Here is a 13,451-nt window from a genome sequence, read left to right on the forward strand (position 1 = left end):
AAGGTGATCTATCTAGTTGAGAGTCATAACGTGGAATTGATAAAATGCGATACGAAAAATATGAAAGGCCATCGCTGGCTGAAGTGCGTCAGTATTGGGTTTTCCCGGTTTTTAAATGCTTTTACTGATCGATTTAGAATTGGTCTCTCTGGCTACTGAAAATATACGGAAATGTGCTAGTGTGTATATTCTACACAATCTTAATTAAAATTTTGTTAAAAAACAATTTTTGCCCCGTACTGGCTGAAAATATACTCCCACTCCGCCACATGCTGGCATGGCGAAACATTATTCCGAAAGGGATTAAGCGGGAAATTAAATTTTAGCGGAAGGTTAAAATAATATCAAAAACCCAGACTTTTCTTGTGCTGCTTGTCGAATTTCTCCTGGTTGAACTTGTACAGTTTTGCGGGCCGGTGGCGCACTTCCTGCTCTTCTTCGTTGAGGTCTATCAGGTAGTCCATCGCAAAAAACTTCTTCCGGAAATTGCGCCGGTCGAGCTTCACATCGAGGATGGCCTCGTAGAGGTTCTGCAGTTCGCGTAAAGAGAATTTTTTCGGCAGCAGGTTGAACCCTACCGGCTGTTCGATCACCTTGTGCTGCAGCCGCTCCAGGCAGGTGCCGAGTATCTCCTTGTGGTCGAAGGCCATCTGCCGGATGTCTTTCACCGCGTGCCAGTGCAGCTCGTTGGAGTGGGTTTTCAATTCCACATGCTGGATGTTCACCAGCGAATAATAGGCGATGGTGATCACGCGGCCGGCGGGATGGCGGTTGATGCCGCCGAAGGCCTGCACCTGTTCCATATACACGCCGTCGAGGCCGGTACGCTCGCGGAGCACGCGGTAGGCGGCGGTTTCGATGTCTTCGTCGGGATGCATGATATCGCCGAGCAGCGACCATTTGCCTTTGAATTCTTTGAGATCGGATTCTATGAGCAGTACTTTCAGTTCGTTTTCATCAAAGCCGAATATCACACAGTCGACCGATATCGCTGCTTTAAAATAATCCTGGATCTCGATGAGATGGGTGTTAATGTTTTTGGTGTACATATTACATAATCGTGGAACGTCAATAAATACGGACTATTTTAATGAGTAGCGTGCCTTTCCGTAAATATAAGCAGCTAAAATTTGAATTGCGGGAATTTTCTCTTCGGGAACGGTCATCAGGTCGTCGCTGGTAATGACGAAGTCGGCGGTCTTCCCGGGCTCGAGGCTGCCTTTTTTATCTTCTTCAAAAGCGGCGCGGGCGGGCCAGATGGTCATGCCCCGCAGGGCGTCTTCGCGGCTCAGGGCGTTCTCCGGCTGGAAGCCGCCTTTGGGGTAACCGCTGGTGTCTTTCCGCGCAACGGCCGCATAAAAGGTATACAGGGGATTGATGTTCTCTACGGGGAAGTCGGTGCCGAGAGGTATCCAGCCGTTCTGGTCCAGCAGGCGGCGGAAGGCATAGGCGTATTTCACGCGCTGCGCGCCGAGGCGGTCGCCGGCCCAGTACATGTCCGACGTGGCATGGGTGGGCTGCACGGAGGGCACGATGTTGTTTTCACCGAAGCGGCCGAAGTCCGCCGAATCGATCACCTGCGCATGTTCGATCCGCCAGCGTTTATCGTTTTCCCCTTTCAGTACGGACGCGTATATACGAAGTATTTCGCGGTTGGCGGAATCGCCGATGGCATGTGTGCACATCTGGATGTCGGTGCCAGCCAGCAGGGCGGCCTGTTTCGCGAAATACGCGGGGTCTTTCAGCAGGAATCCTTTCCACCCTGGTTTGTCGGAATAATCGTGCAGCAGGCAGGCGCCGCGCGAACCGAGGGCGCCGTCGCCATAAAACTTGACGCTCCTTACCTGCAGCCGGCCGTTTTTATAAGGGCCGTTTTTCACCAGCCAGCTGATGTTTTCTTCGCTATCGCTCAGCATGATGTTCAGCCCCAGGTGCAGCTGGTCTTTTTGCAGCAGGCTGTCGAGCAGGCGCATCTCCGGGATGGAGAGGCCGCAATCGGTGAGGCTGGTAACGCCTGCCGCCAGCAAATCGGCTTCCGCTTTCCGCAGCGAGGCGATCAGCGCGGGCAACTCCGGTGGCGGCACCTTGTCGCTCACCCTGCCGATGGCGTTATCGACCAGCAGGCCGGTCAGCCGGCCGTTTTTCGTTTCGAAAGTACCGCCGGCAAGGCTTTGCCCAGGCTGCACGCCCGCAGCGTCCAGCGCGGCCTGGTTGGCCATGGCGGCATGCCCGTCTATCCGCCGGAGCAATACGGGTGTGTTGGGGAAAAGGCTGTCTAGGCCGGCTTTATCGGGAAAGGATTTATTGTCCCAGTCGTTCTGGTCCCAGCCCCCACCCAGCACCCATCCGGAGGGGTTGGCGGCTGCAAAGGTTTTTGTTCTTTCCAGCACTTCGGCCCAGCTTTTCGTGCCCCGCAGGTCCACCGTGCGGAGTGATGCGGCGTATCCCGCAAAGTGTGCGTGCGCGTCGTTAAAGCCGGGGTACACGGCCTTCCCGCCGGCGTCTTGCTGGTCGGCGGCCTCATATCTTTCCAGGATAAATTCATTCGTGCCCACGGCCAGTATTTCCCCGTTGCGGATGGCCATGGCGGCGGCGACGGTATTGGCGGAATCCATGGTATAGATGCGGGCGTGGTGAACGATCAGGTCTGCTTTTTCCCGCCGGTCGCAGGCGGCCAGGAGCAGGAGCAACAAGGCGGGGAAGGAGTAGCGCGTCAGCATAATCGTTAACTTTTTATCCCGGCCGGCGGAATGTGCGGCGGCCCGGAATTAATTGCAGGGTAAAGTTTAAATTTACGCCAGAGTTTTTGACTTATCAAGTTCATCATGTACACAAAAGAAACAGAAATAACCCTGGCGCGTTTGGGTAAAACCCTGCTGGCACAGGCCGCAAAACCGTCCAAAGAAGCTGCCGGCGACCTGGCGGATTCGCTGAAACAGGTGATCCGTTACAGCGACTGGCGTTACTACATCCAGGACGACCCCGTGCTCAGCGACCAGGAATACGACCAGCTGTTCGCCTGGCTCAAACAGCTGGAAAAAGACAACCCCGAGCTCGTATCGCCGGATTCCCCCACCCAGCGCATCGCGTCCGGGCTCACGAAGATTTTTCCCACGGTGCAGCACCTGGTGCCCATGCTGAGCCTCGAAAACTCTTATAATGCGGACGACCTGGTGGACTGGGACCGCAAGGCCCGCGAGCTGGCGAAGCTGCCCGAAATAGAATACTGCATCGAGCCCAAGTTCGACGGCGCCAGCATCTCCCTCATCTATGAAAACGATGTGCTCACCCGCGGCGCTACCCGCGGAGACGGGGTGCAGGGCGACGAGATCACCGTCAACATCCGGCAGATACGCACCATCCCGCTGTCCGCCAACTTTTCCGCATACGGCATCCAGCAGATCGAACTGCGCGGTGAAGTGCTCATCAACAAAACCACTTTCGCCAAACTGAACGAACAGCGGGTATCCGAAAACCTTCCCCCGCTGGCCAATCCAAGGAATGCGGCCTCCGGTTCCCTGCGCATCGTAGACCCGAATGAAGTGGCCAAACGCGGACTGGAAGCTTTTTTATACAACATGAGCTACCACACCATGCAGAACGGCGCAACGGAGCCCGATGCGCTGCAAACGCACAGCAATACCCTGCAGATGTTGTGGGACCTGGGTTTCAGGAGCCCCAACAAAGAAAAGAAAGTGGTGCGCGGCATACAGGCGGTGATCGATTACTGTATGGAATTCGAGGCGAAGCGCGACGATCTCCCGTATGAGATCGACGGCATGGTGATCAAAGTGAACGACTACGCCCTGCAGGATAAGATGGGGATGACCACCCACCATCCCCGCTGGGCCATGGCCTATAAATTCAAGGCCCGCCAGGCTACCAGCAAACTCCGTAACGTGGAGTTCCAGGTGGGCAGAACGGGCTCCATCACCCCCGTGGCGAAGATCGATCCCGTGCCCATCGGCGGCGTGATGGTCGGTTCCATTTCGCTGTTCAATGAAGATGTGATCAAAGAAAAGGATCTCAAGATCGGCGATACCGTGCTGGTGGAAAGAGCCGGCGACGTGATCCCCTACATCGTCAAATCCATGGCCGACATCCGCGACGGAGCCGAGCGCGACATCGTGTTCCCCACGGAATGCCCCGTGTGTAAAGACAAGCTGGTGCGCCCCGAAGGAGAAAGTGTATGGCGCTGCGTGAACATCAACTGCGAAGCGCAGGTGGTGGAAAGGATGATCCACTTCGTGAGCAAAGACGCCATGGACATCCGCAGCCTCGGCGAAAGCAACGTGCGCAAGTTTTATACGATGGGCCTGCTGAAAGATGTGCCCGGCATTTATACCCTCGACTTCGACGCCCTCTCCAAACTGGAAGGCTTCGGCGCCAAGTCGATCACCAACCTCCGCACCGCCATCGACGCCAGCCGCAGCCAGCCGCTGCACCGCCTCATTTTCGGGCTGGGCATCCGGTACGTGGGCGAAACCACGGCCAAAACGCTGGCCAACGCGGTGGATCACCTGCTCGACCTCAGCCGCTTCACCGAAGAAGAGCTGCTGGCGCTGGAAGACATCGGCCCGAAAGTAGCAGGTTCCGTGCGGCAGTTCTTCCTTAATGAAGACAACCTGCATATGCTGAAAAGGCTGGAAGAACTGGGCCTCAACCTCAACAGCACCAAAGGCGCTTTATCCGCCGAAGGCACCCTCAGCGGGCAAACCTTCCTGTTCACCGGCACGCTCAACAAACTGAAGCGCAGCGAGGCCGAAGAAATGGTGGAACAGCATGGCGGTAAAATACTGAGTGGCGTGAGCAGCAAACTGAACTACCTCATCGTAGGCGAAGACGCAGGCAGCAAACTCGAAAAAGCGAAAAAGATCAATACCATCAAGATCCTTTCGGAAGATGAATTCATAAACATGGTGCAATGACCGATGAGCATTTTATGCAGCAGGCGCTGGGCGAGGCCCGCAAGGCATTAGACAAGGGCGAAGTGCCCATCGGGGCGGTAGTGGTGCAGAACGGGCTGATCATCGGCCGCGGCCACAACCAGGTGGAAATGCTCACCGACTGTACCGCGCATGCGGAAATGATCGCGCTTACCGCGGCGTTCAACTACATGGGCGCCAAGTACCTTCCGGACGCTACGTTGTACGTAACGCTGGAGCCCTGCGTGATGTGCGCCGGCGCCCTGTACTGGAGCAAGATCGGGCGCATCGTGTATGCGGCGGCGGATGAAAAGAACGGCTACCGCCGCGTAACGGGCGATAAAACGCCCTTCCATCCGAAAACCAAAGTGGAAAGCGGGATACGCGGGGAAGAGAGCCTGCAGCTGGTGAAGGCTTTTTTCGCGGCAAGAAGAAAGTAATGTTTCGGCGCCACTGCAAAACGGTCACCAGCCATCATTCCAGCATATGACCATTCAAAATAACAAAGCCTGAAGACGATCGTCTTCAGGCTTTGTGCATCATACCGTCATGCAGTTATTTTTCTTTCTTCACATCCATCAGCTGGTTGAGGCTCATGAGCTGTTTCATGCTTTTTTCCATGCCTTCGGACGAGCCGTCGAGGAAGATCACGTTGCCTTTCGAGTTTTCGGAGAAGTGTTTGATGCCTTCCACCCACATGGAGAAAAGTATCACGGAGGTATCGAGGTTGGCCTGCTGCATTTCTTTGGCGGCCATGGTCATACCCTTTGCCACTTCTTCGCGGAAGAGGGCCACGCCCTGGCCGCGCAGCTGGGCTGCCTGGCGTTCGGCCTCTGCGGCGATTTTGATGGCGTTACCATCCGCTTCGGCCGCTTTGGTTTTGGTAATGAGCAATGCCTGGCCTTCGTTTTCGGCAGCCGCCTTCAGGTTGTTGGAGGCCACTACCTGGGCCATCGACCGCATGATGGCATCGTCGAAAGTGATATCGTTCAGCTGGAGGTCCTGCAGGTGAAAACCCCATTGCTCCAGTGTCAGGTCGATCTGTTCCTTTACGTGCTCGGTAATGTCTTTCCGGAGGGCCAGCACTTCCGCCTGCCTTTTGGTGGCCACAAAACCGCGGATGGAGCCTTCGATGGTGCGTATCAGCGCCTGCATGAAGCTGCGCTCGTCCATGAATTTGAACGCCACGTTTTTGATGGTCTCTTCCTGCTGGTTCAGCACGGAATACAACAGCATCGCTTTAAAATACACATTCGCCTGGTCGATGGTGATGGCCTGGAACTCCAGCTCCACGGAGCGGTTCTGGATGGAAATGCGTTTGAATACTTTTTCGATGAGGGGTATCTTGAAGTTAAGGCCGGGGAACAAAATGCGGTTGTACTTGCCGAAAATAGTCGTAACCCCGATAGTGCCCTGCTGCACGGTAACGAAAGAAGACAGGAGGATAAGGCCCGCAATGCCCAACACGATATACCATACGTAATTATCCATAGTGTAAGTGGATTTTAAGGATTTGATACCAAATGTAGTTAAAATCCCTCACTACGGCGGCAGGGGTTCCCAAACGCGCGGATGTAAAGACCGGATTGCATGGCGGATGGGGAAAAATAACAAACAATGAATGAACGGCTCGTGCGCGGGTTAACACGAAACAGTGCATGAAAGAATAAACAGTTTAGCTATATCTTTTGGCATTTCCGGAAGTAGATGAATACGTCGTCCAATTCAATTTGTTTTAATTGATAGGCCAACCGGGTTTTAAGATCATCTGTCTCTTCCTTGATTTTTTTGTACTGGTCTTTTAATGTCTGATACCTGCGAACTATTTCTTCGGGTGTAGCGGACTGATCTAATGCCAGGATATCATACGCCTTGTCTTCGGTTATCATAGTGATAAGTATTACCTCTAAAAACTATCCAAATGAACTCCGTTCTAATTCAGGCTACTAAATTAGTGGAGTTTGGGACGCCGGAAAATACCCAAGCTTGGGTATTTTTCACCCAAACCTTCGATCACACGTGCGTTGTAGCGGATTTACAGATTAAAAATGTAAATATGTAAACTGATTATCAACTGTCCGGCAGCGGGAGTTATTGCATGCCGATTTGTTTGGCCAGGGCAACGAGTTCAGGGGTATTCCTGACCTTTAATTTCAGCCGTATGTTTTTGCGGTGTGTTTCAATGGTATAGCGGCTCAGGTTTAATTTTTCCGCAATTTCCTTATTGTTATGCCCACGCGCGGCGAGCGTAAAAATGTCCATTTCGCGGGCGGTGAGCTTGTTGAGCACGTCTTCGTTGCGGCGGCGCAGCACCTCGCGGAGGGCTTCGCTGATCTGGTTGCCGGTGTCGATGGCATTGGTAAAATCGAGGAATACGCAGATCACGTCTATCACGTTACCCTGCTTATCGAAAGTAAAGGGGATGCCCAGGCCCACCACCCAGAACCAGTCCGGGCTGTTACGCCTGCGCACGCGCAGCACGCCGCCGTACATGGATTTCTTTTCCTGGAAGGATTGTTGGGAGATCGCCAGAATGCTGGTATCGTCCGGGTGAAGTATCTGCCTGAAAAACTCTGTGCCGAGTGAGAGTATCTCTTCCTCCGAGTACCCTAATGTGTCTGTAAGCCGCCTGTTACACCAGTTAACAGCTTTCCTGGAGTTGTTGGACGTATAAAGCATTGCCGGTACCTGGTCTATAATGGCTTCCAATCTTTCGAGCCGGCTCCGCAATTGTGCATTCTCCGATATCAGCGCATCCTGAGAATCGCGGTTTTCTGTGCCCATGTCCTGCATATTTATGTTTTAAACAAACAATAGTGAAAACTAACGATGAATACTATACGAATATAATTAAATGTGAAACAACCGTCATAACACCTTTATGTAAATATAAAAGAAAAAGCCATATATCCAAACGTTATTAACACCTGTACAGGTGTATAACAACCGTCCGGAGAAAGGGTTTGACAATTACGGCATTAGGCTGTAAATTTGATCCTCTTTACTAACTAACAGAATTTTATAACCCATAAAAATTGAATTATGGCATTTACACTTCCTGCTTTGCCGTACGCTCACGATGCGCTGGAGCCGCATTTCGACAAGCTTACGATGGAAATCCATCACGGCAAGCACCACCAGGCTTATGTAGACAACCTGAACAAGGCTATAGCCGGTACCGAGCATGAGAACAAAACACTGGAAGAACTGGTGGCCAAGGCAGGCGCCATCAGCCCGGCTGTAAGAAATAACGGCGGTGGCCACTGGAACCACAGCTTTTTCTGGCTGAGCCTGGCCCCCAACGCGGGCGGCGCTCCGAGCGGCAAACTGGCCGATGCCATCAACAGCACCTTCGGTTCTTTCGATGCGTTCAAAGAAAAATTCAACGCCGCCGGCGTTTCCCGCTTCGGTTCAGGCTGGGCCTGGCTGATCGTGAAGGACGGCAAGCTGGAAATCACTTCTACCCCCAACCAGGACAATCCCCTGATGGACGTGGCCGAATCAAAAGGCACGCCGCTGCTGGGTGTTGACGTGTGGGAACACGCCTATTACCTGAAGTACCAGAACCGCAGGGCCGAGTACCTGGCTGCGTTCTGGAACGTGGTAAACTGGGATGCGGTGAGCAAACGCTTCGCATAAGCACAGCTTATTACTAAAACAAAGAGGGTGTATCAGTTGATGATACACCCTCTTTTTATCGGGAAAAGCCGCTTATTTCAGCTCCCTGATCTTCATGTTTTTGAACCACACTTCGCTGCCATGGTCCTGCAGGCAGATGTGGCCTTTCTTCGCCACGCCGTACCCTTTGTAGTCTTTCCACTTGCCGGTGGTTTTGTTCTTCTGCCACTCGTCTGTCCACATTTCGGTATCCACCACTTTTTCGCCGTTGAGCCAGTGTTCCAGTTTCCCCTTGTTCAGCACAATGCGGGTATGGTTCCACTCGCCGACAGGCTTCGCAGCCAGCTTGGCCGGCGGGTTCATGGCGTAGTTAGCGCCTGATTTCTGCCAGTCTTCCAGCTTCTCGGGGAAATTCTCATCATCGATCAGCTGGTACTCGGGGCCGCTCATGTAAGGGGCCTCGAACTCTTCCGTTACCAGGTAGAGGATGCCGCTGTTACCCTGCGGGGCGATTTTCCAGTCGGCTTCCAGTTCGAAGTTCTCATACTGGTTGTTGGTGATCAGGTCGCCGCGCATGTCGCTTTTGTCTGTAGTACTGCCGGTGCAGTGCAACAGGCCGTTCTGCGCGCCCCAGGTGTTGGACTGTTTGCCTTTGTAAACGCGCCAGCCGTCGAGGCTGGTGCCGTTGAACAGCAGGCTCCAGCCTTCTGCTTTTTCGGCATCGGAGAGCACGTTGGCAGGCGCTTCGGCGGTAGCCATGTTTTCGCTGCCGGCCGTCACGGAATCCTGTTTGGCTTCTTCTTTCGGCTGCGCGGTGTTGCACGAGGCCACCGCCAGGGCGGCTGCGCAAAACGCAGGAATCACAAGTCTTTTCATGCTGTCAGTTATTTTATTTGTTAACGGTTTTCAGATTCTTCGGGTCCCAGTACATGATTTTGTTCTGGAAGTAGCTGTCGTTGCAAAGCAGCGCGGGCGCGGCGGCGCGGAAGCCGAACAGGGCGTCTTCACTCACCTTGCCTTTGGTGCGCATGGCGTTGAACAGGTTGTAGAAGTGATCGAAGTGCGCGCCTTTGTACCCTTCTTCCGCAACGTATTCCATTTTATCGGGAGGCAACATGTCTTTGCGGTCGTATACGTACTGGCGGCCGGTGTCTTTCTGGGTTTTGGTCTGCAGCAGCGGATCGTCAGATGCGGCGTAGGCCTTGTTGCGGTAGAGGGTCACCTTGTCCCACTCTACGGTCATGGAGCCTTCGCTGCCCACCATGCGCAGGTAGTTGGTGCCGCCGGTGCCGTCCACGAAGTTCACGCGGAGCGAGAGGTTGAAAGCGGGATGGATCTCCGTTTCGGGATAATCGAACATGCCCAGCATCACGTCCGGCACTTCACGGCCGTCTTTCCAGTAACGGAGGCCGCCGGTAGCCATGATCTTGTTGGGGCCGATGGAGCCGGTTACCAGGTGCAGGCTTGAAAACAGGTGCACGAACAGGTCGCCGGAAACGCCGGTGCCGTAATCTTTATAGTTCCTCCAGCGGAAGAAACGCAGGGGATCAAATGCTCTTTTGTTGTTGTTGGCGAGGAACGCGTCCCAGCCTACGGTAGCGGGCGATGCATCTTCGGGGATGGGGTACTGCCATGCACCGAAGGGCGACATACGGGCCCAGAAACCTTCGGCATAGTTGAGTTTGCCGATGGCGCCGTCTTTCAGCAGCTGTCGGGCTTTTTCGTTACCCAGCGAGCTTACGCCCTGGCTGCCCACTTCGTACACCACGCCTTTGTTTTTGTTCTGCGCTTCCACCACGGCATGGCCTTCGGCTACGTCGTGCACCATCGGTTTTTCGCAGTACACGCTTTTGCCTTTGTTCATGGCCGCTACGGAGATATCCTTGTGCCAGCTGTCGGGTGTGGCGATGATCACCGCATCCACATCTTTTCTTTCGAGTATTTCTTTATAGTCGCGGGTGGTGTAAATATCGTTGCCCCATTTTTTCTTCGCGTCGGCGAGGCGGCCGTCGTACAGGTCGCAGGCGGCGATCAGTTTCACGCCGGGCACCTGGATGGCCGTATTGGCATCGGCTGTGCCCATGCCGCCGGCGCCGATCAGGGCCACCTGTATCTGGTCGTTGGCGCTGAAGCGGTTTTTATCGCGGGCCAGCTGCTCGAGGTTTCTTTTGCGGTCGGCCGCGGTGATGATGTTGGGGACGAGCGAGGCACCCACCACACCTTTCGCCAGTTTTGTGATAAAGCCCCGGCGGGAGTTTCCGTTGGAATGTTCTGTCATGCTATTTTTCCTTTTTATAGTTAGTTGACGTATTGACGCGGTTCGGTGGAAAGTGTTAATATAAAAACAATTTACCGCAAACGCAAAACGGCATTCACGGGCAGGTGGTCGGAAGCGTAGGTTTCCGGTATCACGGCATGTTTCAGCACCTCGAACCTGCCGGGCGTAAAGGCCACGAAATCGATGCAGCGGCGCGGATTCTCAACGGGAATAGTGGGCGCGCAGTCGCCGCAGGTGCGGGTAAACTGGCGGTCCAGCGCATCGATCACGGGCGTGCCGTTGGGCGCATTCAGGTCGCCGGCCAGTATCACCGGGTACCGCTGTTCTTTCAGGATGTCCATGATCTCTTTGATCTGCACGAGGCGGTTGGAGTCGCTGCGCTGCGCATCGAGGTGGGTGCAGGCCATCAGTATCCGTTTATTGTTCGGCAGCTGCAGCAGCGCCGTGGCCAGCACACGCGGTTCGCCGTTAGTGCCGGGCAGCGTGGTGAGCGGGTAGCGTTTGGTTTCCAGGATGGGATATTTCGAAAGAATGGCCACCCCGTATTCACCGCCGCCATAGTCGATGCCTTTGGCGAAAAAGTACTGCATCCCGAATTGTTTGGCGAGCGCTTCGGCCTGGTGCAGTTCCTTCCCGGAACGGTCCGTATGCACATCCACTTCCTGCAGGGCCACGATGGCGGGCGCCGTGCCGGCAATCACTTTCGCGATGGCGGGTATGTCTATCCTGTCTTTCACGGAGGGAGGATTGGCGTGGTGGATATTGTAGCACAATATGTTCACCTGGTCTGCCTGCGCGGTTGCCTGGCGGGAAGCGGTACAGCCTGCCGACATTACGGCCAGTAAGAGTAGTAACCTGTTTTTCATGGTGTGAATTGATGAGATGAAACCATAAAAAAACAAAAAACAATTTAACCATGCAATGCATGCATGGTTAAATTGTAATGATATGCGGGGAGGATGTCGTTATTTTTTGCGGAGCAGTTCCTGGTAGCGGGCGGGATTGCCGAGCAGGGCAACGGCCTGGTCTACGTCCTTATCCCAGCTGAGGCCCTTTTCGATGCGGCCCTGCTGCGGATAATAGCGGTTCATGATCTCTTCTTCGAGCAGGTGTTTGATCTCGGTTTTGTTGCGCAGCAAATCCTGTTTTTTATCGTGCTTCATTTTCTGCTGCAGCGCTTCGAATTCTTTGGCGAGGCCCCCGTAATACTTTTCGCGTTCGGCGGTGGTGCGGAAACTTTCGAGGGCTTCTTCGCTGCGGGTTTTATAGCTGTAATCGCGGCCATCGAGGAATTTCACGAAATCGTCGAATTCGGCTTCCGTCAAACTGAAGCTGGAAGCGGGTTTTGCCTGCTGGTGGCTGTAATAGTACTGGGTGGCGTAGTCGAAGATATACTGTTTGCGCAGCAGGGTGATGGCCACCTGGCTGAGCACCATGTTGTCCACTTTGGCGTCCGGCTCAATACCGCCGCCGTCTTTCACAGGGCGGCCGGCGGCCGTTACGAACGAGCGGCGCAGGGAATCTGGCACATAGTCGGCTTCTCCTTCCTCGTTGCGGGAAGAGTAGTCGATGGCCTGGATGCAGCGGCCGCTGGGCGTGTAATAGCGCGCGGTGGTCACTTTGAGTTTGGCGTTATAGGGCAGCGGGCGCGTGGTTTGCACGAGGCCCTTGCCGTAGGAGCGCTGGCCTACCACGAGGCCGCGGTCGAGGTCCTGTACCGCACCGGCCACGATTTCGGCGGCGGAGGCGGAAGAACGGCTGGTGAGCACCACCAGCGGAATAGCCAGGTCGATGGCCGGCTGGGCGGTTTTATACTCGCGGTCCCAGCTTTTCACCTTGCCTTTGGTGGATACGATGAGTTTGTTTTTGTCGATGAAGATGTTGGAGAGGGTCACCGCTTCTTCCAGCAAACCGCCCGGGTTGCCGCGCAGGTCGAGGATAACACCTTTGAGGCCCGGGTTTTCCTTTTTCAGTTTGAGGAAAGCATCCTGTACCAGTATGCCGCTGCTTTCGGTGAACTGGGTCATTTTGATATAGCCGATCTCGTTGCGCACCACGCCGGCGAAACTCACGGGTTTCACGTTGATGTCTTCACGAACGATCTTATACGGTGTTTCTTTCTGGGTGATGGGGTGGCGGAGCACGATATTGAGCACCGTGCCGGCGTTGCCTTTCAGGAAGCGGCTTACTTCTTCCTGTTCCATGTTTTTGGCGCTTTTGCCGTCGAGCGACACGATGATGTCGCCGGCTTTAACGCCCGCGCGGGCCATGGGGCTGCCTTCGTACACATCGGTGATGGTGGTCCATTCCCCTTCGGTATAGATGGAGGTGCCTACGCCGCCGTATTTACCGGTGGCCATGAAGCGCAGTTCGTCGAGCTCCTCTTCGGGCACGAAGTCCGTGTAAGGATCCGTTTCCTCGAGCATGGCTTCGATGCCTTTGTGCATGAGTTTTTCGGGCGGCAGGTCTTCCACGTAGTAGGTATTCAGTTCGCGGTAGAAGGCCGCGAAGATGTCGAGGTTTTTGGCAATCAGGAAGTATTTATCGCTGTTGCGGAATGCGGCAAAGACCAGGCAGAGGCCGAGCAGCGAGAACAGGATGATTTTCTTTTTTGAAATCCGCATGCTGTA

General features: G+C 54.4%; 11 protein-coding genes. 3 read left to right on the plus strand and 8 right to left on the minus strand.

Translation table 11 applies throughout. From position 1 onward, the window contains the following. Window positions 1-344: 344 nt before the first annotated feature. Both EGT74_RS06860 and EGT74_RS06865 read right to left on the minus strand, forming a co-directional pair. Entirely contained in the window at window positions 345-1,049 is a 705-nt protein-coding gene (locus EGT74_RS06860; RefSeq protein WP_123845775.1) for an NUDIX hydrolase, read from the minus strand. Between the two features lie 33 nt (window positions 1,050-1,082). Continuing rightward, window positions 1,083-2,720 carry an amidohydrolase gene (locus EGT74_RS06865; protein WP_123845776.1) on the minus strand — a complete coding sequence of 546 codons (1,638 nt, stop codon included), beginning with the start codon at window positions 2,718-2,720 and terminating at the stop codon, window positions 1,083-1,085. Between the two features lie 105 nt (window positions 2,721-2,825). On the opposite strand from EGT74_RS06865, the gene ligA reads away from it, so the two are divergent. Together ligA and EGT74_RS06875 are read left to right on the plus strand one after the other, a co-directional pair. Further along, on the plus strand, window positions 2,826-4,928 hold the full coding sequence (ligA, locus tag EGT74_RS06870) for an NAD-dependent DNA ligase LigA (RefSeq protein WP_123845777.1): 2,103 nt from the start codon (window positions 2,826-2,828) through the stop codon (window positions 4,926-4,928). Next, window positions 4,925-5,365, plus strand: a complete 441-nt coding sequence (locus tag EGT74_RS06875; protein WP_123845778.1) for a nucleoside deaminase — start codon at window positions 4,925-4,927, stop codon at window positions 5,363-5,365. Before ligA ends, EGT74_RS06875 begins: the two co-directional genes overlap by 4 nt. Before the next feature lie 115 nt (window positions 5,366-5,480). Here the strand turns inward: EGT74_RS06875 and EGT74_RS06880 are convergent, their stop codons facing one another. Together EGT74_RS06880 and EGT74_RS06885 are read right to left on the minus strand one after the other, a co-directional pair. Further along, the gene (locus EGT74_RS06880; protein ID WP_123845779.1) at window positions 5,481-6,416 is read right to left on the minus strand and encodes an SPFH domain-containing protein; all 936 of its coding nucleotides are present in this window, start codon (window positions 6,414-6,416) and stop codon (window positions 5,481-5,483) included. Between the two features lie 600 nt (window positions 6,417-7,016). Continuing rightward, entirely contained in the window at window positions 7,017-7,709 is a 693-nt protein-coding gene (locus EGT74_RS06885) for a LuxR C-terminal-related transcriptional regulator (RefSeq protein ID WP_158618041.1), read from the minus strand. A gap of 258 nt (window positions 7,710-7,967) precedes the next feature. Here EGT74_RS06885 and EGT74_RS06890 point away from each other — a divergent pair, with 258 nt between their 5' ends. Beyond that, window positions 7,968-8,564 carry a superoxide dismutase gene (locus EGT74_RS06890; RefSeq protein ID WP_123845781.1) on the plus strand — a complete coding sequence of 199 codons (597 nt, stop codon included), beginning with the start codon at window positions 7,968-7,970 and terminating at the stop codon, window positions 8,562-8,564. Window positions 8,565-8,636: 72 nt separating this feature from the next. Here EGT74_RS06890 and EGT74_RS06895 read toward each other — a convergent pair whose 3' ends face one another. From EGT74_RS06895 to EGT74_RS06910, 4 genes are all read right to left on the minus strand, one after another. Then, the gene (locus EGT74_RS06895; protein ID WP_123845782.1) at window positions 8,637-9,419 is read right to left on the minus strand and encodes a 3-keto-disaccharide hydrolase; all 783 of its coding nucleotides are present in this window, start codon (window positions 9,417-9,419) and stop codon (window positions 8,637-8,639) included. 13 nt (window positions 9,420-9,432) lie between these two features. Then, window positions 9,433-10,821, minus strand: a complete 1,389-nt coding sequence (locus EGT74_RS06900; RefSeq protein ID WP_123845783.1) for a Gfo/Idh/MocA family protein — start codon at window positions 10,819-10,821, stop codon at window positions 9,433-9,435. A 71-nt stretch (window positions 10,822-10,892) separates the two neighbouring features. Next, on the minus strand, window positions 10,893-11,687 hold the full coding sequence (locus EGT74_RS06905; protein WP_123845784.1) for an endonuclease/exonuclease/phosphatase family protein: 795 nt from the start codon (window positions 11,685-11,687) through the stop codon (window positions 10,893-10,895). A gap of 99 nt (window positions 11,688-11,786) precedes the next feature. After that, window positions 11,787-13,445: a S41 family peptidase gene (locus EGT74_RS06910; protein WP_123845785.1), complete on the minus strand. Its 1,659-nt coding sequence runs from the start codon at window positions 13,443-13,445 to the stop codon at window positions 11,787-11,789. Window positions 13,446-13,451: the final 6 nt, after the last annotated feature.

This window comes from Chitinophaga lutea, from assembly GCF_003813775.1.
Taxonomy (GTDB): Bacteria; Bacteroidota; Bacteroidia; order Chitinophagales; family Chitinophagaceae; genus Chitinophaga; species Chitinophaga lutea.